Source organism: Bowmanella dokdonensis (assembly GCF_017254865.1).
Lineage (GTDB): Bacteria > Pseudomonadota > Gammaproteobacteria > Enterobacterales > Alteromonadaceae > Bowmanella > Bowmanella dokdonensis.
The window spans coordinates 465,235-484,095 of sequence record NZ_JAFKCV010000001.1 but is presented as its reverse complement, the minus strand read 5'-3'; the positions used below and the strand labels follow the sequence as shown (position 1 = coordinate 484,095).

The 18,861-nt window shown below is 55.9% G+C and carries 16 protein-coding genes; 13 read left to right on the top strand and 3 right to left on the bottom strand.

The genetic code is table 11. The features are described 5' to 3' along the window. Window positions 1-15 precede the first annotated feature (15 nt). Window positions 16-2,361, bottom strand: coding sequence for an aerobic respiration two-component sensor histidine kinase ArcB (arcB, locus tag J0A66_RS02225; RefSeq protein ID WP_206572130.1), 2,346 nt, complete (start codon window positions 2,359-2,361; stop codon window positions 16-18). Between the two features lie 716 nt (window positions 2,362-3,077). On the opposite strand from arcB, the gene gltB reads away from it, so the two are divergent. Both gltB and J0A66_RS02215 read left to right on the top strand, forming a co-directional pair. After that, complete coding sequence (gene gltB / locus J0A66_RS02220; RefSeq protein WP_206572129.1) at window positions 3,078-7,544, top strand: glutamate synthase large subunit; 4,467 nt, start codon at window positions 3,078-3,080, stop codon at window positions 7,542-7,544. A gap of 14 nt (window positions 7,545-7,558) precedes the next feature. Beyond that, window positions 7,559-8,974, top strand: coding sequence for an FAD-dependent oxidoreductase (locus tag J0A66_RS02215; RefSeq protein WP_206572128.1), 1,416 nt, complete (start codon window positions 7,559-7,561; stop codon window positions 8,972-8,974). Window positions 8,975-9,129: 155 nt separating this feature from the next. Here J0A66_RS02215 and J0A66_RS02210 read toward each other — a convergent pair whose 3' ends face one another. Further along, window positions 9,130-9,567 carry a CBS domain-containing protein gene (locus J0A66_RS02210; RefSeq protein ID WP_206572127.1) on the bottom strand — a complete coding sequence of 146 codons (438 nt, stop codon included), beginning with the start codon at window positions 9,565-9,567 and terminating at the stop codon, window positions 9,130-9,132. A gap of 94 nt (window positions 9,568-9,661) precedes the next feature. On the opposite strand from J0A66_RS02210, the gene J0A66_RS02205 reads away from it, so the two are divergent. From J0A66_RS02205 to ahcY, 6 genes are all read left to right on the top strand, one after another. After that, window positions 9,662-9,997: a hypothetical protein gene (locus tag J0A66_RS02205; RefSeq protein ID WP_206572126.1), complete on the top strand. Its 336-nt coding sequence runs from the start codon at window positions 9,662-9,664 to the stop codon at window positions 9,995-9,997. A 109-nt stretch (window positions 9,998-10,106) separates the two neighbouring features. Beyond that, the gene (locus J0A66_RS02200; RefSeq protein ID WP_206572125.1) at window positions 10,107-10,676 is read left to right on the top strand and encodes a DUF2726 domain-containing protein; all 570 of its coding nucleotides are present in this window, start codon (window positions 10,107-10,109) and stop codon (window positions 10,674-10,676) included. Between the two features lie 156 nt (window positions 10,677-10,832). After that, window positions 10,833-11,534 (top strand): 5'-methylthioadenosine/adenosylhomocysteine nucleosidase, encoded by a 702-nt coding sequence (locus tag J0A66_RS02195; protein WP_206572124.1) that lies wholly within the window; start codon window positions 10,833-10,835, stop codon window positions 11,532-11,534. A 3-nt stretch (window positions 11,535-11,537) separates the two neighbouring features. Next, complete coding sequence (locus J0A66_RS02190) at window positions 11,538-12,497, top strand: cobalamin biosynthesis protein CobD/CbiB (protein ID WP_206572123.1); 960 nt, start codon at window positions 11,538-11,540, stop codon at window positions 12,495-12,497. Continuing rightward, window positions 12,494-13,303 carry a cobalamin-binding protein gene (locus tag J0A66_RS02185; protein ID WP_206572122.1) on the top strand — a complete coding sequence of 270 codons (810 nt, stop codon included), beginning with the start codon at window positions 12,494-12,496 and terminating at the stop codon, window positions 13,301-13,303. Before J0A66_RS02190 ends, J0A66_RS02185 begins: the two co-directional genes overlap by 4 nt. A 179-nt stretch (window positions 13,304-13,482) precedes the next feature. Continuing rightward, complete coding sequence (ahcY, locus tag J0A66_RS02180) at window positions 13,483-14,874, top strand: adenosylhomocysteinase (RefSeq protein WP_206572121.1); 1,392 nt, start codon at window positions 13,483-13,485, stop codon at window positions 14,872-14,874. 65 nt (window positions 14,875-14,939) lie between these two features. Here ahcY and J0A66_RS02175 read toward each other — a convergent pair whose 3' ends face one another. Beyond that, complete coding sequence (locus J0A66_RS02175) at window positions 14,940-15,491, bottom strand: YkvA family protein (protein ID WP_206572120.1); 552 nt, start codon at window positions 15,489-15,491, stop codon at window positions 14,940-14,942. Between the two features lie 179 nt (window positions 15,492-15,670). Here J0A66_RS02175 and J0A66_RS02170 point away from each other — a divergent pair, with 179 nt between their 5' ends. The 5 genes from J0A66_RS02170 to J0A66_RS02150 are packed head-to-tail and all read left to right on the top strand — an operon-like array spanning window position 15,671 to window position 18,783. Then, window positions 15,671-16,042: a rhodanese-like domain-containing protein gene (locus tag J0A66_RS02170; RefSeq protein ID WP_206572119.1), complete on the top strand. Its 372-nt coding sequence runs from the start codon at window positions 15,671-15,673 to the stop codon at window positions 16,040-16,042. Beyond that, window positions 16,039-16,461 (top strand): hypothetical protein, encoded by a 423-nt coding sequence (locus tag J0A66_RS02165; RefSeq protein WP_206572118.1) that lies wholly within the window; start codon window positions 16,039-16,041, stop codon window positions 16,459-16,461. Before J0A66_RS02170 ends, J0A66_RS02165 begins: the two co-directional genes overlap by 4 nt. A 9-nt stretch (window positions 16,462-16,470) precedes the next feature. Next, window positions 16,471-16,863 carry a DUF2721 domain-containing protein gene (locus J0A66_RS02160; RefSeq protein WP_206572117.1) on the top strand — a complete coding sequence of 131 codons (393 nt, stop codon included), beginning with the start codon at window positions 16,471-16,473 and terminating at the stop codon, window positions 16,861-16,863. Then, complete coding sequence (locus tag J0A66_RS02155; protein WP_206572116.1) at window positions 16,860-17,438, top strand: GNAT family N-acetyltransferase; 579 nt, start codon at window positions 16,860-16,862, stop codon at window positions 17,436-17,438. Before J0A66_RS02160 ends, J0A66_RS02155 begins: the two co-directional genes overlap by 4 nt. Beyond that, window positions 17,431-18,783: an NAD(P)/FAD-dependent oxidoreductase gene (locus J0A66_RS02150; RefSeq protein ID WP_241263947.1), complete on the top strand. Its 1,353-nt coding sequence runs from the start codon at window positions 17,431-17,433 to the stop codon at window positions 18,781-18,783. The genes J0A66_RS02155 and J0A66_RS02150 overlap by 8 nt, the downstream gene beginning before the upstream one ends. The last annotated feature ends 78 nt before the right edge of the window (window positions 18,784-18,861 follow it).

Below are 18,861 nucleotides of genomic sequence, written 5' to 3'. Positions count from 1 at the left end.
CACACCCGGGCAGGGTCAGTCATCAATGGTCTGATCAGACAGCCAGTTGAGCAGTGACTGCATATCCAGCTTCAGGGCTTCCTGCAGCTCTTCCACCCAGTCATAGACATTCTGCCACCAGGCAGGGTGATCCCCCTGCTGGATCTGGTTGGCTATCTTCTGCACCCGCGACAGTCCCACCGAGCCCGCCGCGCCTTTGATCTTGTGAGCCTGGGAGCAGACTTCGTCCTTGTCCTTGGCGCTGAGGTTGGTCAGCAGTATTTCCATATACTGGGGGATGCTCTGGTTGAATACATTGACACTGGTGCTGAGCATTTCGGCGCCGATGGTATCCACCAGCATTTGTAGCATGTCCAGATCCAACACCGATTCACTCCTGGCCCGGCTGCCTGACTCCGGCAGGGTCGGCAGCTCAGAGGCATCGCAAAACAGCTGATTGAATACTTCCACCACCCGGCTTTTCTTAATGGGCTTTGAGATCACATCATCCATGCCCTGATCCAGATATTCCTGGCGGGTCTTAATCACATTGGCGGTCAGGGCGACGATGGGCGTGCCGGTAACCAGTTCCTCCTCATGCATCTGACTGGCCACCTCAAAACCGTTCATATCCGGTAGCTGGATATCCAGCAGCACCAGATCGTAATGATTGTTGCGTGCCATCTCCAGGGCCTGGCGGCCAGTCATGGCCACTTCCACCGTCTGGCCAAGCTTTTCCAGCAGGGCCTTGGCCACCATGACATTCAGTTCTATATCCTCCACCAGCAGGATCTTGAGTCCGGCGACCCGGATCTCCGCCAGTTGCGCCGGCCGGGTGCTGATGGCCAGCGGCAACTCCACGGTAAAGCAGGTGCCCTTGCCCACCCTTGAGCTGACGCTGATCTCCCCATGCATCAGCTCCACCATCTGCTTACAGATGGCCAGGCCGATGCCGGTACCGGTGGCGCTCTGGTGGTCCGGATGCTTAACCTGGTAATACATGGCAAAAATCTTGTCCAGTTCCTCGGCAGGAATGCCCACCCCGGTATCGGCCACCTTGAATACCACATGGCAAATGCCGTTTTTGGTCTCGGAAGCGGTCAGACTGAAGCTGATGGAACCCTGCTGGGTAAACTTGACTGCATTGAACAGCAGATTCCACAGCACCTGGCGCAGCCTGGTGCCGTCTGCCTCGACAAAATCTGGTAACGGCTCCTGCATGCTGGTCTGAAAGTTGAGATTCTTATCGGCCACCAGCAACTGGATGATGCTCGACAGCTCGGCAAAAAAGTCCTTCAGGTTGACGGTCTTCAGGGCCAGTTCCAGCTTGTCCCGTCCAAGCTTGTCCAGGTCGATAATGTCGTTGAAGATATTACCCAGGGTGATGGCGCTGGCGTAGATGGTGCTGACCCAGCTGTATTGCTCATCGGTGAGCTTGGTGTCCCGCAGCATGCGGCTCAAACCCACTATGCCGTTCAGGGGCGTACGCAGCTCATGGCTGATGGTGGCGATAAAAGCCGTCTTGTCACGACTGGCTTTTTCCAGCGCCACCTGCGAATGCTTGCGTTCGGTAATGTCACGACCAAATGCCAGCAAGCCCAGGCGATTGCCTTCCCTGTCGAAAAACGGCACTTTTCGCATCTCATAATAGCGTTTACTGCCATCGGCAAAGCGCAGCCATAGCTCTTCGGTAATACCGGCATTGCTTTCCAGCACCTCCTGGTCGCTGGCCACCACCTGGCTGGCCAGATCCTCGTCGTAGACTTCGTGGGGGGTCAGGCCGATCAGCTCCTCCTCTGTCTTGCCGGTCATCTGCTCGGCAACCCGGTTACAACCGGCGAAGCGGCCTTCTTCGTTGCGGTAGTAAATCAAATCGGGGCTTGCATCGATAATGGAACGCAGCAGGGTCGACAGGCGCAGGGCATGTTGTTCTTTTTCAGATTTCTCGGCTATTTCCTGCTCCAGCTCGGTAAACACCTTCTCCCTGTCTTCCTGAGCCTTACGGCGCTCCTCAATTTCCACATTAAGCTGACGAATATTGTGCTGCAGCTCCCGATTCAGCAACACATCCTCTTCCCGCAGGCTTTCCAGTTGTGCCACTACCTCCTTGAGGCTGTTGCGACTGACTTCCAACTGGCGCACCAACTCGCTGAAAAAATACAGTACCCATGGGGCGCTCAGCAGGGTGAGCATCACCGCCGAGACGAAATCCTCCAGGTGCACTTCCCCTGTCATATACAGACGGATGAAATAAGATCCGGCCAGGGTAAATATCAGGGTCAGCAGCACAAAGAGTATGCTGATACGCAACGTGCCGAAACGGCTGATAAACTGGGCGAAACGGATGGCCCAGGGGTCATCGGCAGAATAGGGAGACAGCATGGACAAATTCCTCGTATGGATCTCCACGCATCCTACCAAGACAGTCGCTCAATCCCAAAGGCCTTTATCCTCAGGATGACGGAGCAGACCGGCCATAGCACCCTTAACATTTATGCAACATTTTCAGATAGTTATTCTTCCAGTTTCGCTCTCCGGCCCTCTTCTGGGACGCGCTGTCCGGCTGCCGCCAGCCGCTCCAACCTCAAGTCTTTTTGGTTATAAATTACAATCCAATCCTATTAATCGAGCTTTTTACCAGCAAAACGAAATAAAAATCCTAAAAATAACAACAAACAACCCATTCCATCCCATTCCCATTGAAAGTGGGCGATTGATTTTACCCGGTAAACTGGGTATGTTCATTAGCCGCTCCATAAGAGTGCATAACGATTCGTTAATGGTGCATGGGAAAACCGTCACCGATAACCAAAACAACCATAACAAAAGGACAAGCGGCTTCAGGCCGAAGGCGCCAGTGGATATCCGCTGGCATGACCGTGGCGGACACAGGCGAGTGGCCCGCGGTCAAACAAGAAAGACTGGTAATTCCAAAATAAATCGAACCTGTCAAAGGCGCATGAAAAAACGGACCACCAAGAGTCCAGTGCATGCCATCCCTGATAATAACATTACCCTACCCAGTCGACAGGACGTGGAACCTCTCCACCGGACAGAAATGAGAGGTCAACGCGCCCTCACTGAAGGAGTCATGAGTAATGAGACTATATAATCCGAACGATTCTCGGGATAACTGCGGTTTCGGTTTAATCGCCCATACACAGGGACAGCCAAGCCACAGTCTGGTAAAAACCGCCATCCACGCGTTGCACAGAATGGAGCATCGGGGCGGCATTGCCGCCGACGGTAAGACCGGCGACGGCTGTGGCCTGCTTCTGCAAAAGCCGGACGCCTTCTTTCGCGCCATCGCCGAGGAGAATGGCTGGAAGCTGGGCAAGAAATACGGTGTGGGCATGGTCTTCCTCAGCCGCGATCCGGTATTGGCCCAGCAGGCCCGGGAAGTTCTGAATGAAGAGCTGCAAAAAGAAACCCTGGCCGTTGAAGGCTGGCGGGTGGTTCCCACCGATCCCTCCATTCTGGGCGAACTGGCCCTGACCGGGCTGCCGCAGATTGAGCAGGTCTTTGTCAACGCCCCTCCCGGCTGGCGTAAAAAAGACGTGGAACGTCGCCTGTTTATGGCCCGTCGCCGGACTGAAAAGCGCCTGGCCAAAGATCCGGACTTTTATATCGCCTGTCTGTCCAACCTGGTGACCATTTACAAGGGCCTGGTGATGCCCAAGGATTTACCCAATTTCTACCAGGATCTGGCAGACGAGCGCATGCAGTCGGCCATTTGCGTATTCCACCAGCGCTTTTCCACCAATACTTTACCTAAGTGGCCGCTGGCCCAGCCGTTCCGTTTTCTGGCCCATAACGGCGAGATCAATACTATCCGCGGTAACCGGGAATGGGCGGAGGCCCGTACTTATAAATTCCGCACCCCCTTGCTGCCGGATCTGCACGACGCTGCGCCCTTTGTGAACTTTGAAGGCTCGGATTCTTCGTCGCTGGACAATATGCTCGAACTGTTTCTGGCCGGCGGCATGGATCTGTTCCGCGCCATGCGATTGCTGGTACCGCCCGCCTACCAGAATAACGAGACTATGGACGGCGATCTCAAGGCCTTTTATGAATTCAACTCCATGCATATGGAGCCCTGGGATGGGCCAGCCGGTATCGTGATGACCAATGGCCGCCATGTGGCCTGTAACCTGGATCGCAACGGCCTGCGTCCGGCCCGTTACGTACTGACCAAAGACGGCCTGATCACCCTGGCCTCGGAAATCGGCATCTGGGACTACCAGAGTGAAGATGTGCTGGAAAAGGGCCGGGTGGGTCCCGGCGAGATGCTGGCGGTGGACACTTATACGGGCAAGATCTGGCGCTCCACCGAAATTGACGAGGATCTCAAGGGCCGCCATCCCTACCGGGAATGGCTGGACAAGCATATCCGCCGGCTCAAGCCCATCCAGCAGTGTGATGCGAGTCTTATCGGTGTGCGCCTGTTCGACGATGACATGATGGCCACCTACCATAAGCAGTTCAATTACAGCTATGAGGAGATCCAGCAGATCATCAAGGTGCTGGCCAAAGACGGCCAGGAGGCAGTGGGCTCCATGGGCGACGATACGCCCATGGCCGTGCTGTCCAGCAAGCCCCGCACCCTGTATGACTATTTCCGCCAGCAGTTTGCCCAGGTCACCAACCCGCCCATCGATCCCCTGCGGGAAAACCATGTGATGTCGCTGGCCACCTGTATTGGTCGTGAGCAGAATGTGTTTTCGGAAACGTCCGGCTATGCCAACCGGGTACTGTTCGAATCCCCCATTCTGGTCTACACGGATCTCAAGCAATTGCGTGAGTTCGACCCCGAGCATTACTACTCGGAGATTATCGACCTCAATTACCAGCCGGAAGAGGGTCTTAAGGCTGCCATTAAGCGTATCTGCGACGAGGCAGAATACCTGGTCAAAACCAAGAAGGCGTCTTTTGTGGTGCTGTCGGATCGCAAGATTAAAGCCGACCGCCTGCCCATTCCAGCCCCCATGGCGGTGGGCGCAGTGCAGCGCAGATTGGTGGAAAAAGCCCTGCGTTGTGACGCCAATATCGTCATAGAAACCGCCTCTGCCCGGGACCCACATCATTTCGCCGTGCTGATTGGCCTGGGTGCCACCGCCGTTTATCCTTTCCTCGCCTATGAAACCATCGAGCAAATGGCCGACAAGGGCGAGTTGGAGATGCCGGTGATGGATGCGGTGCTTAACTATCGCAAGGGCATCAATAAAGGCCTGTATAAAATCATGTCGAAGATGGGCATCAGCACCGTGGCCAGTTATCGCTGCGCCAAGCTGTTTGAGGCCATCGGTATCCATCAGGATGTCATGAAGGTTTGTTTCCAGGGGGTGCCCAGCCGTATCCAGGGTGCCAGTTTCGATGATTTCGAACAGGATGTGCTCAACCTGAACCGTATCGCCTGGGTTAAGCGTAAGAAGATGTCCCACGGCGGCCTGCTCAAGTATGTGCATGACGGTGAATACCATGCCTATAACCCGGATGTGGTCACCAGTTTGCAAAAGGCCGTGGTCAGCGGTAACTATGCGGACTATCAGGTGTTTGCCAATCTGGTCAACGACAGGCCGGTGGCACATATCCGTGATCTGCTCAAACTCAAGCTAAACGGCAATGGCATAGACATCGACCAGGTGGAGCCGGCGGAAAACCTCTATCCGCGCTTCGACACGGCCGCCATGAGCATCGGGGCCCTGAGCCCGGAAGCTCACGAGGCGCTGGCCATCGCCATGAATCGCTTAGGTGGCCAGTCCAACTCAGGGGAGGGAGGAGAGGATCCCAAGCGTTTCGGCACCGAGAAGAATTCGCGCATCAAGCAGGTGGCCTCGGGGCGTTTCGGCGTCACCCCCCACTACCTGGTCAACGCCGATGTGCTGCAGATTAAGGTGGCCCAGGGAGCCAAGCCCGGCGAAGGGGGCCAGTTGCCCGGCGACAAGGTCAACAAGTACATTGCCGAGCTGCGTTATTCGGTTCCCGGCGTGACACTGATTTCGCCGCCCCCACACCATGATATTTATTCCATTGAGGATCTGGCCCAACTGATTTTTGATCTCAAGCAGGTCAACCCCAAGGCCCTGATCTCGGTAAAACTGGTGTCCGAGCCCGGCGTGGGCACGGTGGCCACCGGGGTGGCCAAGGCCTATGCGGATCTGATTACCATTTCCGGCTATGACGGCGGCACCGGCGCCAGCCCCCTCACCTCAGTGAAATATGCCGGCAGTCCCTGGGAGCTGGGCCTGGCGGAAAGCCAGCAGGCCCTGGTGGAAAACGGCCTGCGTCATAAGGTGCGGGTACAGACAGACGGGGGGTTGAAAACCGGTCTGGATGTAATCAAGGCGGCGATATTGGGTGCCGAGAGCTTTGGCTTCGGCACTGGCCCCATGGTGGCCCTGGGTTGCAAATACCTGCGTATCTGCCATCTCAACAACTGTGCCACCGGCGTGGCTACCCAGGACAAAAATCTGCGCGACAACTATTTTATCGGCCTGCCCGAAATGGTGATGAACTACTTCAAGTTTATCGCTCAGGAAGTGCGTGAGCTGATGGCCGCCATCGGCGTGCAGAAACTGGACGATCTGATTGGCCGCACTGAATTGCTGCAGGTCATCGACGGCATCAGCGCCCGGCAGAATCGGCTGGATTTGTCCCCGGTACTGGCCAAGCCCAAAGCCGGCGAGCACACCAAGCTGTTCTGCTCTGAGGTCACCAATGCCCCCATGGACAAGGGCGAACTGAACCTGCGGATTCTGGAAGATGTGCAGACCGCAGTCGAGAAAAAAACCGGCGGCAACTGGCGCTATCCCATCCGCAATACGGATCGCTCAGTGGGTGCACTGGTATCAGGCTTTATCGCCCGGCACCATGGCAACCAGGGCATGGCCGACCATCCGCTTCGTCTGACCCTTACCGGCACCGCCGGACAGAGCTTCGGCGTGTGGAACGCCGGCGGTCTGGAGCTGCGCCTGATCGGCGATGCCAACGATTATGTGGGCAAGGGTATGACAGGCGGCAAGCTGACCATCCATCCCCCCGGCGGCGTGCACTATGCCACCCGTGACAGTGCCATTATGGGCAATACCTGTTTGTACGGGGCCACAGGCGGGAAGCTCTTTGCAGCGGGTCGCGCCGGTGAGCGCTTCGCGGTGCGTAACTCAGGGGCCATCGCCGTGGTGGAAGGCACCGGCGACAACGCCTGTGAGTATATGACCGGTGGTATCGTGGCCATCCTGGGGCAGACCGGCGTCAACTTCGGCGCCGGCATGACCGGGGGCTTTGCCTATGTGCTGGATTCGGCCGGTGACTTTAGCCGCCGGGTCAACGGCGATCTGGTGGAAGCGCTGGGCATCGAAGATAAGCCTATTCTGGCCGAGCACCTGCGTGGCCTTATAAACCAGCATTACGAAGAAACCGGTAGTGAGCACTCACTGGAGATCCTCAGTCAGTTCAGCCATTACCTGAAGCAGTTCCGTCTGGTCAAACCCAAGACCAGCGATGTGAAGAATCTGCTGGGTCATATCAGCCGTTCCAGCGCCGAGTTGCGCATCCAGGCCCAGTAAGGAGGAGAAGCCCGATGGCAAAGAATGTGTATCAGTTTGTCGATGTTGAGCGTATCGATCCTCCGAAGAAACCGGCGATTTTACGTCGCAGCGAGTTTGCCGAGATCTATCAACCCATGAGTGAGTCCCAGGCAGCCGGTCAGGCCGACCGTTGCCTGGATTGCGGCAATCCCTATTGCGAGTGGAAATGCCCGGTGCACAACTACATTCCCCAATGGCTGAAACTGGCCAATGAGGGAAGGATCCTGGAAGCGGCGGAGTTGTCCCACAAGACCAACAGCCTGCCGGAGGTCTGTGGCCGGGTCTGCCCCCAGGACAGATTGTGTGAAGGAGCTTGTACCCTGAACGACGATTTCGGCGCCGTGACTATCGGCTCCATCGAGAAATTTATAACCGACACGGCGTTTAAAATGGGCTGGCGTCCAGACATGTCCGGGGTGGTAAAAACCAACAAGCGGGTGGCTGTTATCGGCGCCGGTCCGGCGGGGTTGGCCTGTGCCGATATTCTGGTACGTAACGGCGTCACGCCTGTGGTATTCGACAAGTACCCGGAGATTGGCGGCCTGCTGACCTTTGGTATCCCCTCTTTTAAGCTGGAAAAAGAAGTGGTGCAGTTGCGCCGGGAAATCTTCACCGAAATGGGCGTGGAGTTTGTGCTCAACACCGAAATCGGCAAGGACATTCCCTTTGAACAACTGCTGGAGGAATACGACTCGGTATTTCTGGGTATGGGCACCTACAAGTATATGCGCGGCGGCTTCGACCATGAATCGGCCCCCGGGGTCTATGAAGCCCTGCCCTACCTGATTGCCAATACCAACCGCCTGATGGGCCTGGAGCAGGCCAAAGCTGATTATATCGATATGCAGGGCAAGAAGGTGGTGGTGCTGGGCGGCGGCGATACGGCCATGGACTGCGTGCGCACGGCCATCCGCCAGGGCGCTGAATCGGTGATCTGCGCCTATCGCCGTGACGAGGAAAACATGCCAGGATCCCGTCGCGAGGTGCAAAATGCCCGGGAGGAAGGGGTGGATTTCCAGTTCAATCTGCAGCCGTTGGATATTGCCGTGGATGAAGCGGGCCAGGCCTGCGGGGTTAAACTGGTCAACACCCAACTGGGGGCCCCGGATGCCGCCGGCCGTCGAAGCCCGGAAATCGTGCCGGGTTCAGAGCATGTGCTGGAGGCCGATGCGGTGATTATCGCCTTTGGCTTTCAGCCAAGCCCGGCCAACTGGTTTGCCGACTATGGCATTATCCTGGATGAGAAGGGCCGGGTTCGCGCACCCGCCAATGGCAAGTACCCCTTCCAGACCAGCAACCCGAAGATCTTCTCCGGCGGCGATATGGTGCGTGGCTCGGATCTGGTGGTTACCGCTATCTTCGAAGGCCGCAAAGCCGCCGAGGGCATTCTGGATTATCTGAACGTCTGAGGCGGAAAGAGAAAACCACAGAGAACACCGAGATTTAAAGGGATGTGATTGCACATCCCTTTTTCTTTTTAAGCCAAACCTCTAGCACAGCAACGCGAAGAATGGACAAGGATTGCCCTATTACCTCTGTGAGCCCTCTGTGGTTAATCCTCCGGCTACATTGCCTGCTTGTTGCGAATAGCCTTACCCACCGCCAGCAGTTTGATAATATCGCGCCAACTGATAATCCCCATCGGGGTGCGGTTTTCATCCACTACCGGGATGCAGGAGATTTTCTGGCTGTGGAACAGGTTAATGGCGTCATAGATGTCATTCTGCGGATACAGCACCCAGAGTTGCCGACTCATGATCTGATGAACTTTTTTGTTCAGGGTGGCAGTGTCGCGACGAGTCTCGGCAGCCGTGCCGAGGTTGGGGCTCAAGGCTCTGAACAAGTCCCGGTCAGAAAGGATGCCCACAAGCTGCTTGTTTTCCACCACCAGCAGGTGGTGGAAACGTGCAGCGTCAAAAAGTCGCTTGACCTCGGCAAGCCCTGTGTCGGGCGCTACCGAGACCACCCGCTTGGTCATGATTTTGTCCACCCCTGTCTTCATGCGTCTGTCCCATACCTTTGTATCAGATTGGCTATTTGTGGCGAACCACCCAAGCCTCTATATTATCTACACATTCAATCGCATAGGATGACCCATGCGCAACCCGCTTGTCATCATACCTGCCCTGCTCGCTATTGTAGCCGCTTCCCAGCCTCTGGCTCAGCAATCTGAGTGCCCGGCCGGATTTCATGATATGCCCATGATGCCAGAGGCGAGATTCTGTCAGTTGTTTGACGGTGGCGTACCGGCCAGTCTCAGTTACTTTGTCGCCCTGGCTCCCGCCCAGGCCCTGAGTTTCTACCAGCAGGAGTTGGGTGAACAGGATGCCAGGGTAGAGAGCCATCGCTATGTGATGGAAAAGGCCAACTGGGTGGTGGTTATCTCTCCTGATGGCACCGGCAGCCAGATCGACATTCTGATCAAACACTGACCCCCGACGGGAAAGCTGTCACTTCCCTAACTATGGCACTTTTCTTGCTGGATTCCTGTATCTGAAACAAGCGTCAAAAACTTGTACTCAACCTTTACTGGAGTCTGGTATGGAACTGACCATTATTTTACTGATGATCCTGATTGTGGTGGCCGTGGGGGCCATCAAACTGAACGGCGACAGTCTGGCGTTTCCCTTCAAGAAGCGCAGCAATCTGTTTACCCCTGTGGAACGCAGTTTTCTGGAACTGCTGGAGTCGGCGGTGGGCAGTCAGTATCGCATCATCTGCCGTGTCAAACTGAGCGATATCGTCAGCCTGCGCCAGGGCACGGACAAGAAGGTCGGCCGCAACTCCATGCTTCGGGCCAGCAGCCGGCATCTGGATTTCGTACTGTGCGACAAACAGGACATGAGCCCGGTCGTGGCGGTGGATCTGGTCCACCAGCAAGGCAAGGAGGGTTATAAGAGCCAGCGGGACTGGTTTGTCAGCAGCAGCCTGGACGCGGCAAGGATTCCTCACTTGCGCATTAAGGTCAAATCCGGTTATTCGGCGCAAGAAATCCGCGAATGCATCGACGCCAAACTCGCCCCCATGCGTTACAAGGAGCCTAAGAAGCCTCTGGTACAGGGCACCCAGAAAGACGACAAGGCGACGCTGGGCCGTCCCATCACCGCCTGATTGCAGCGCAGTTGCCACAAAGATCGACCCGGTTGTTTGCTCTGGGAAGATGTTTCTGACAACTGCCAACTGACCACCCTATATTCAGAATCTGTTGGACTCGCAAGTCTGAGCCATTACACTAGCGGCCATTTCCCGTCTCAGTGATCTATTTCAATGAAAATTGCAATCCTGGGGGCGATGGATCAGGAAGTCGCCCTGCTCAAGGAAACCCTGAACAACGTTACCCGCACTCAGTATGCCCATCTGGATTTCTATGACGGCACCCTGCACGGTGTCGAAGTCACAGTAGTAAAATGCGGTATCGGCAAGGTCGCTGCCTCGGTGGCTACCACAGTGTTGATTGACCGGTTTGCCCCGGACTTTGTCGTCAACACCGGTTCGGCCGGCGGTTTCGATGCCAGCCTGAATATTGGCGATGTGGTCATCGGCACCCATGTGATGCACCATGATGTGGATGTGACCCACTTTGGCTACGAACTGGGCCAGGTGTATGGCATGCCCTCCCGTTATGAATGCGACGCGCGTCTGATTGCCGCTGCCGAACATGCGGCCCAGGATGTGTTACATATCAACTGCAAGAAGGGCCTGATCTGCACCGGCGACTCCTTTATCGGCTGTGACGAGGCGGCCAGCCGCCTGCGTAATCTGGTGCCGGATATGATGGCGGTGGAGATGGAAGGCGCCGCCATCGGCCAGACCGCCTATATGATGGACACGCCGTTTTTGGTGATCCGATCCTTGTCGGATATCGCCGGCAAGAGTTCCAAGATGTCCTTCAGCCAGTATCTGGACCAGGCCGCCAAGAATTCGGCCAATCTGGCGATGGACATGATCAAGACCCTGTCGAAAAGCTAGCCCATGCCGGAGAAGCTCTTCCTCCACCCTGCACTACAGCCCGCCTTAATTATTCTGGCGGTATGGGTGGTGGAGAAGCTTTGGGTGTGGCCGGATAAATATCATCCTCTAAGTTTTTTCCGCCTGCTGGCCCTGCGTATGGCTGAAAAGGTCAATCCGCTAGATCATTCGCCCGGACAGCAGAAGCTGTCAGGTACCCTGGCCCCCCTGGTACTGCTGACTCCCATCCTGATCTGTATCGGCCTGTTTATCGGTCTGGCTGAATACCCGGTGTTTTTCGACACCTTACTGCTCTATATGGCCATACGCTTTCAGCCGGTGCTGCGTAATATGAAGCGCTGCGAACAGGCCCTGATGGCCAGCAAGAAATCCCTGGCCCGGGACAAAGCCAAGACCCTGTTGCTCAGGGAAACAGACAAACTGACTGTGATGGGTCTGAGCAAAGCGGTGATTGAGGCAGGTCTGCTAAGGTTTTTTTATCAGGTCTGCACGCCTATTTTCTGGTTTTTGTTGCTGGGCGGCCTGGGTGCCCTGACCTATAGGTTGCTGTATGAGTTCCGCCAGGTCTGGAGCACCAAGCTTCCCACTTACAGACACTTCGGCCGCCCGGTGGCCTGGATCACCGGCGTAATGCAGTATATCCCCGTGCGTATCGGACTGTGGATCCTGGCCATCACAGAGAACATCACCTGTGCCTGGCGCGCCAGGCGCCGATTGGCAAAAAGCTGTAACAGCCATAGCCTGCTACTGGCAACAGTGGGGGGAGCTCTGGGCATTGAGCTTGGCGGTCCCGCCTTCTACGCCGGTGTCAAAGTCCGCCTGCCCCGGGGCGGCGGCGCCAGGGAAGCTTCTGTAACGGATATTCGCCGGGCCCGCCACGCCGTCAATAAAACCACCGCCACCATGCTGGTTTTGATTCTGCTGGGGGCCGCATTGTTGTTTGCCTTTGGGCCAAAGATATGAAGCCCCGGATACTGGCAGCTCTGCTATGGGTAATTTACGCTGGCGCAACGGCCGCCCCTGAACGTCTGGTCAGTCTGGCTCCCCATACCACCGAACTGGTCTATTCGCTCGAAGCAGGGCACAAGTTGCTGGCGGTGAGTGACTACAGCGATTATCCGGAGCCGGCCAAATCCCTGCCAAGGGTGGCCAGCTCTCAGGGGGTGGATTTCGAGGCCCTGATGCGCCTGCAACCGGACCTGATCCTGGCCTGGCAGGGCGGCAATAAACCCCAGGATCTGCAACGGCTGCAATCCCTGGGTTTTAAGCTGTTTTTGTCTCATCCTGACCATCCGGCTGATATCGCCGAGGAAGTTCTGGAACTGGGACGACTGCTGGACAAGCAGGAACTGGCTGCCCGGCTGGCAAATGATTATCTGGGCAGGCTGTCACAGTTGGAACAGAAATATCAGGGTAAAGATCCCGTCCGGGTACTTTATTATATGTGGCCCAGTCCGATGATGAGTATCGGGCCGGGAGCCTGGGCCAGCAAACTACTGAACTTGTGCCACGCGGAAAATGTCTTTTCTGACTCGCCCAGCGATTATCCCGAAGTAACCCTTGAGGGGGTCGTTCAGCGCCGCCCACAGGTCATTGTCGGCGCCATCAAACAGCCTCTGACCAGCCTGCAGGACTTCTGGCAACCCTGGTTGTCGCTGCTTGAACTTTATCCTTCCAGTGTTCGCCAGGTCAATCCCGACCCCCTGCACCGTTTTTCCCTGCGCCAGGTGGATGGCATCGAGTCTCTCTGCAGGCAGATCCATCTATAGTACACATCACTATTCAGTCAAGATGAATCCAATTGCCCTGTTGTCGTACAGGGTATTGGACAGCCAGATTTCAGATCAGTAGTCTGTTGATCAATCTGCTACAAGGCACCGGCCTTCAGTCTGGATAACTGATTGCCGAAAGCTATCGATATGTGAACTTCCAACTAACAGGATCCACTATGCAACATGACAATATGACGGTGAAAACCGGGGACTACAAGGTCGCCGACCTGTCCCTGGCGGACTGGGGACGCAAGGAACTGACCATCGCCGAGAGCGAAATGCCGGCCCTGATGGCCATTCGTGAGAAATACCGCCAGCAGAAGCCGCTCTCAGGAGCGCGTATCCTTGGCTGCATCCATATGACCATTCAAACGGGCGTGTTGATCGAAACGTTGATAGAACTGGGCGCAGAGGTACGCTGGTCCTCCTGCAATATTTTCTCCACCCAGGATCATGCGGCTGCGGCCATGGTGGCAGCCGGGGTCCCGGTTTATGCCTGGAAGGGGGAAACAGAAGAAGAATACGATTGGTGCCTGGAGCAAACCATCCTCAAGGATGGGCAGCCCTGGGACGCCAATATGGTGCTCGACGACGGTGGCGATTTGACCGCCATGCTGCATCTCAAGTACCCCAAGGTGCTGGACAGAGTGCACGGCATCACCGAGGAAACCACCACAGGCGTGCATCGTTTGCTGGAAATGCTCAAAGCCGGATCCCTGAAAGTCCCTGCCATCAATGTCAACGATGCGGTAACCAAGTCCAAGAACGACAATAAATACGGCTGTCGCCACAGCCTCAATGACGCTATCAAACGTGCCACCGACCACCTGCTGGCAGGTAAGAAAGCCCTGGTGATCGGCTATGGGGATGTGGGCAAAGGTTCCGCCCAGTCCCTGCGCCAGGAGGGCATGATCGTCAAGATCAGTGAAATCGATCCCATTTGCGCCATGCAAGCCTGCATGGATGGCTATGAAGTGGTGTCCCCCTATGTGGATGGCAATAACACCGGCAAGCAGGAAGATATCAATCTGCCCTTGCTGCAAAACACGGATTTGGTGGTCACCACCACGGGCAATGTCAACGTCTGTGACGCCAATGTGCTGAAAAGCCTGAAGGCTGGCGCGGTGGTGTGCAACATTGGTCACTTCGACAACGAGATTGACACTGCATTTATGCGCAAAAACTGGCGCTGGGATCAGATTAAGCCCCAGGTTCACAAAATTTTCCGCAGCGAGGACCCGCTGGATAACCTGTTATTGTTATCTGAAGGCCGCCTGGTAAACCTGGGCAATGCCACCGGCCATCCGTCCCGTATTATGGACGGTTCTTTCTCCAACCAGGTACTGGCACAGATGCACCTGTTCCAGCAGGGTTATGCGGATATGAGTCCTGAGCAGAAGCAACAGGCATTGCGGGTGGAAGTGCTGCCCAAACAGCTGGACGAGGAAGTCGCCCGTTATATGGTACAGGGCTTTGGCGGGGTGATTACCCGGCTGACCCGGCAGCAGGCGGAATACATCCATGTGCCGGTGGAAGGACCGTTCAAGGAAGACAGTTACCGCTACTGATCTGTTTTCACAAACGTAAAGCCCTGCGATTGCAGGGCTTTTCTGACTGATGTGTGAACAGAAGGCTAAAAGAAACGGCTGAACACCCGACCAGGCCTGCGGGCGGCCCGGTTATCACGCAGCTTGCGATGCAGCTCACGGCGTTTGGTCGCCAGCCAGTCTTCCTGAGATACGGTAGCCTCTGCGCCCCGGCGATGGAGTTCCGCTGTCCTGAAGGTGCAGAATTCCTCATAAGTGCTGAAATTCTCGGCCAGATCCCTGACCAGCAACTCGATCATGATGGCATCATCCATATAGCCCAGCACAGGAATATGATCCGGCACCAGATCGGCCGGTTCACAGAAATACGCCAGGGAAGACAGCACGGCCTTGCGTTCCTCTGCGGGCAGTTGCCAGTCCTTATCATCCAGCATCTGCACCAGTTCACGCAGCTTGGCGACCCTTACGGCAACAAACTCTGGAAGGGTTTTATTTTCCAGCTCTTCTATGGCTAGCGCTGTATTGCGCTTTATGTCCGCTTCGGCAACAGACTCGGCCCGGGCTACGGCCCGCTGCATCAACTCACGAAAATGTTCAAGATCTGAATCATTCAGGGTGAAGGTAATATCCAGTGACATGGTGGTCTCCTATTTTTATGCCCGTTTAGCTTATTTCTATTCGCTCCGACCTTCCACCACTAAGCCTAACTTTTCTTCTCATTCCTGAGGGTAAAAAGTCACAACGGAAACCATACGCTGGTTTACTCCTATCAGGCGAGGCCTTAAACTGGTGGTAACATAGGTGTTTCGAGACTGTTATGCGAATTATCACCCTGCTCTTCTCGCTGCTGAGTTTTGCCATTCTGGCTGGAGGGACTCAAATTGGTACTCTTGATCCCCGGGCTTTACAGGCCGAGCGTGAAAACTGGCTGGTGCTGGATGTGCGCAGCCAGCAGGAGTTTGAGGCCGGTCGCGTTCCCGGCGCATTGAATACCCCCCATGACAAGATAGAACAATATCTGCCACAGCTTGCGGATGACAAAGATCAGAAAATCGTCCTGTATTGCCGTTCCGGCCGAAGGGCGGCCATGGCCGCCGAAGCGCTCAGTGAACAAGGCTTCACACAGCTGCACCTGCTGGAAGGCGATATGCCAGGATGGCAGGACGCCGGCTACGCGGTAGAAAAATGAAGGTACCTTTTGCCAAGTCTGATAAATACGGCAGCTATCAACTGGAGCAGCAGGGTTCTTTCCTGCTTGCCATATTCCAGGGGGTGATTGGCCTAGGACTTAGCAAAGCCTACCTGCGCGATCTCAAAGAACTGGCCGGCACCATGCCCACTCCATGGATATACATTGCAGACTGTCTTCGTTACCAGGCAGCTATTCCTGACGCCGCCCTGATCCTGCAACAAGCGTACGAGGAATGCCTGAAGCTGGGCTGCATGGGGGACGCCTATTGTATCGACTCGGCCGTCGGTATCGCCCAGTTGGCGGAGATCCGTAAGAGGAGCAATATCTGCAGTCCCATTGAAGACAAAATTTTTGCCGACATGGAATCTGCCAAGCAGGCCATGCACAAATACCTGCAAGCCCTGCCCCACTGCTGAAGAACCAACATGAACATTACCCTGACGACTCCGGCCATGCTGTTTCCGGCCATTTCCCTGCTGTTACTGGCCTACACCAACCGCTTTGTCACGCTGGCCGGTATCATCCGCAACTTCGAGGACAACAGCGACAGTACCCATAAGCAAATCGCCAACCTGAGAAAGCGCATCCAGTTAATCAAGCGCATGCAGGAGGCCGGTGCCGCCAGCTTCTTTCTCTGTGTGTTGTCCATGCTGGCTATCTATCTGCAATACCAGACGGCGGGAAGCTGGATCTTCGGAGCCAGCCTGATCCTGCTGCTCTGGTCACTCTGGTTGTCCGTTTGGGAAATCCGTATCTCAGTGGAAGCCCTGGACCTGTATCTGCAAAGCCTTAACATTCAGTACAAGAAACCTAAATGAGCGACATTCAATATCAACAACTGACTCCAGATCATTTCGACCGCCTGCTGGCCCTGGCCAATCATGTGCATGGAGACAATTATCTGGACATGCCGTCCCTGCAAAAACTCTACAATGCCGGTCTTAAAAATGACCTCAATGCCAGTTGGGTGGCATTGGACGACGACCGGCTGGTGGGATTTCGTCTGACCCTGGCGGCAGGAAACTGGCAGCCGGACAAATGGTGCTCCCCCTCCTTGTGGCCGGTTCCCAGACAGGAAGTCTGCTACTTCAAATGCAACACTGTGGATGCCAGTTATCGTGCCGCCGGTATCGGCTCTAAAATGCTCAAACTCTCCGTTGGGGAAGCCGCCAAGCAGGGGGCAAAAGCTGGCCTGGCACATATCTGGATGGCCAGTCCAGGCAACAGCGCTTTTAAATACTTTTCCAAGTGCGGCGGCAAGCTGGTGAAAGAGCACCCCGGCAAATGGCAGGAAAATTGTATCAATGACGGCTACGTCTGTCCGGTTTGCGGCACCGAATGTGATTGTGTCGCCGCCGAGATGATCCTGCAGTTTGAACAAGCCAATGGCTGAACTGCCCGGCATGTACGATCCGCTTACTCACAGCCATCCGGGCCGGGGTAGCGCCTATCCTGATTCTTACTGGGCCAGTGGTGTCACGCCGATGCCCGTTCCTGCCTTACAGGGCGACCGGCAAACTGAGGTGGCTGTCATTGGCGGCGGCTATACGGGTCTTTCCTGCGCCTACGAGCTGGCCGCTAAGCATGCCATCCAACCAATAGTGCTGGAAGCCAACCGGCTGGGTTGGGGGTGCAGCGGCCGCAACGCAGGATTTGTCCTCAACGGCAGCGGCCGGCTGTCCTTCAGCCAGATGGAACAGAAATGGGGCTCCGCTACAAGCCAGGGCATCTATCAGGAATACAGGGCGGGCATAGACAGGGTCAGTGAGCTGATCCATACCGGTCAGATCACCTGTGACAAAACGCCAGGTGGTTATCTGAAAGTGGCGCACCAGCCCAGGCTGGTGCGCCAACTCAAGGCACAGGCCGACCTGATGCAGCGCCGGTATCAGGATCCGGTGCGCTTTATCGACACCCTTGAATTACAGCGTGACTACATAAAAGGCGCTGAGGCTTACGGAGCGTTGCTGTTTCCTTACTGTTTTGGCATCCATCCGCTTAAGTTAGCGCTGGGCTATGCAGACCTGGCAAGACAGGCTGGCGCCGGCCTGTATGAAAGTTCACCGGTACTGGACTGGCAGAAGGAAGGCCAACGCCACCGCCTGACAACGCCAACCGGCTCTGTGCTGGCGGACAAGGTGGTGATTGCCTCCAACGGCTATACCCTGAATCGCTTCCACCCAACGGTAGACCATCGACATTTTCCGGTGCTGTCCAGCGTGATTGTGACCGAGCCCCTGAACGAACAGCAACTGCTGGCCTGCGGCATCAAACCCGGGCTGATGGTGATGGATACAAGGGCCCTCAAGTATTATTACCGGCTGTTGCCCGACAACCGCATTCTGTTTGGCGGCCGGGGCGCCATAGCGGGTAAGGAGGCCAACCACCCCACATACAGGCAACGTTTGCTTAAGGCCCTGTGTAATGGTTTGCCGCAACTTGATGGTATAGGGGTAGACTATTTCTGGAGCGGCTGGGTCAGCGTTTCCCTGGATGATTACCCCCGCATCTGCCAGGCAGATGAACAGGGCTCTATATTCTACAGCATGGGGTATTGCGGCTCAGGGGTATCCTTTGCCAGCCAGGCCGGCAAACGCCTGGCCGAACGGGTGGCCGGGATGAACAGTCCGGCGCTGCCGTTCTTTCAGTCTCCCCTACCCAAATTCCCCCTGGCCAGATGGAGACGCATGGGCCTTTGGGGCTTCTACCATTGGGGGCGGTTCAGGGACTGGTTGTGACGGCCAAGCCATCATGATCAGATTCAACCGGCCCTGACAGGAGCTTCGGCTGTCAGGGTGACGCCAGGCAATGGACCT

Bases quoted from the DNA above. Each gene is read 5' to 3' on its own strand.
- J0A66_RS02175 (WP_206572120.1), bottom strand. From the start codon at position 15,491: ATGTCACTGGATATTACCTTCACCCTGAATGATTCAGATCTTGAACAT.
- J0A66_RS02210 (WP_206572127.1), bottom strand. From the start codon at position 9,567: ATGAAGACAGGGGTGGACAAAATCATGACCAAGCGGGTGGTCTCGGTA.
- J0A66_RS02160 (WP_206572117.1), top strand. From the start codon at position 16,471: ATGAACATTACCCTGACGACTCCGGCCATGCTGTTTCCGGCCATTTCC.
- J0A66_RS02165 (WP_206572118.1), top strand. From the start codon at position 16,039: ATGAAGGTACCTTTTGCCAAGTCTGATAAATACGGCAGCTATCAACTG.
- J0A66_RS02215 (WP_206572128.1), top strand. From the start codon at position 7,559: ATGGCAAAGAATGTGTATCAGTTTGTCGATGTTGAGCGTATCGATCCT.
- J0A66_RS02170 (WP_206572119.1), top strand. From the start codon at position 15,671: ATGCGAATTATCACCCTGCTCTTCTCGCTGCTGAGTTTTGCCATTCTG.
- J0A66_RS02195 (WP_206572124.1), top strand. From the start codon at position 10,833: ATGAAAATTGCAATCCTGGGGGCGATGGATCAGGAAGTCGCCCTGCTC.
- J0A66_RS02150 (WP_241263947.1), top strand. From the start codon at position 17,431: ATGGCTGAACTGCCCGGCATGTACGATCCGCTTACTCACAGCCATCCG.
- gltB (WP_206572129.1), top strand. From the start codon at position 3,078: ATGAGACTATATAATCCGAACGATTCTCGGGATAACTGCGGTTTCGGT.
- ahcY (WP_206572121.1), top strand. From the start codon at position 13,483: ATGCAACATGACAATATGACGGTGAAAACCGGGGACTACAAGGTCGCC.
- J0A66_RS02205 (WP_206572126.1), top strand. From the start codon at position 9,662: ATGCGCAACCCGCTTGTCATCATACCTGCCCTGCTCGCTATTGTAGCC.
- J0A66_RS02200 (WP_206572125.1), top strand. From the start codon at position 10,107: ATGGAACTGACCATTATTTTACTGATGATCCTGATTGTGGTGGCCGTG.
- J0A66_RS02190 (WP_206572123.1), top strand. From the start codon at position 11,538: ATGCCGGAGAAGCTCTTCCTCCACCCTGCACTACAGCCCGCCTTAATT.
- arcB (WP_206572130.1), bottom strand. From the start codon at position 2,361: ATGCTGTCTCCCTATTCTGCCGATGACCCCTGGGCCATCCGTTTCGCC.
- J0A66_RS02155 (WP_206572116.1), top strand. From the start codon at position 16,860: ATGAGCGACATTCAATATCAACAACTGACTCCAGATCATTTCGACCGC.
- J0A66_RS02185 (WP_206572122.1), top strand. From the start codon at position 12,494: ATGAAGCCCCGGATACTGGCAGCTCTGCTATGGGTAATTTACGCTGGC.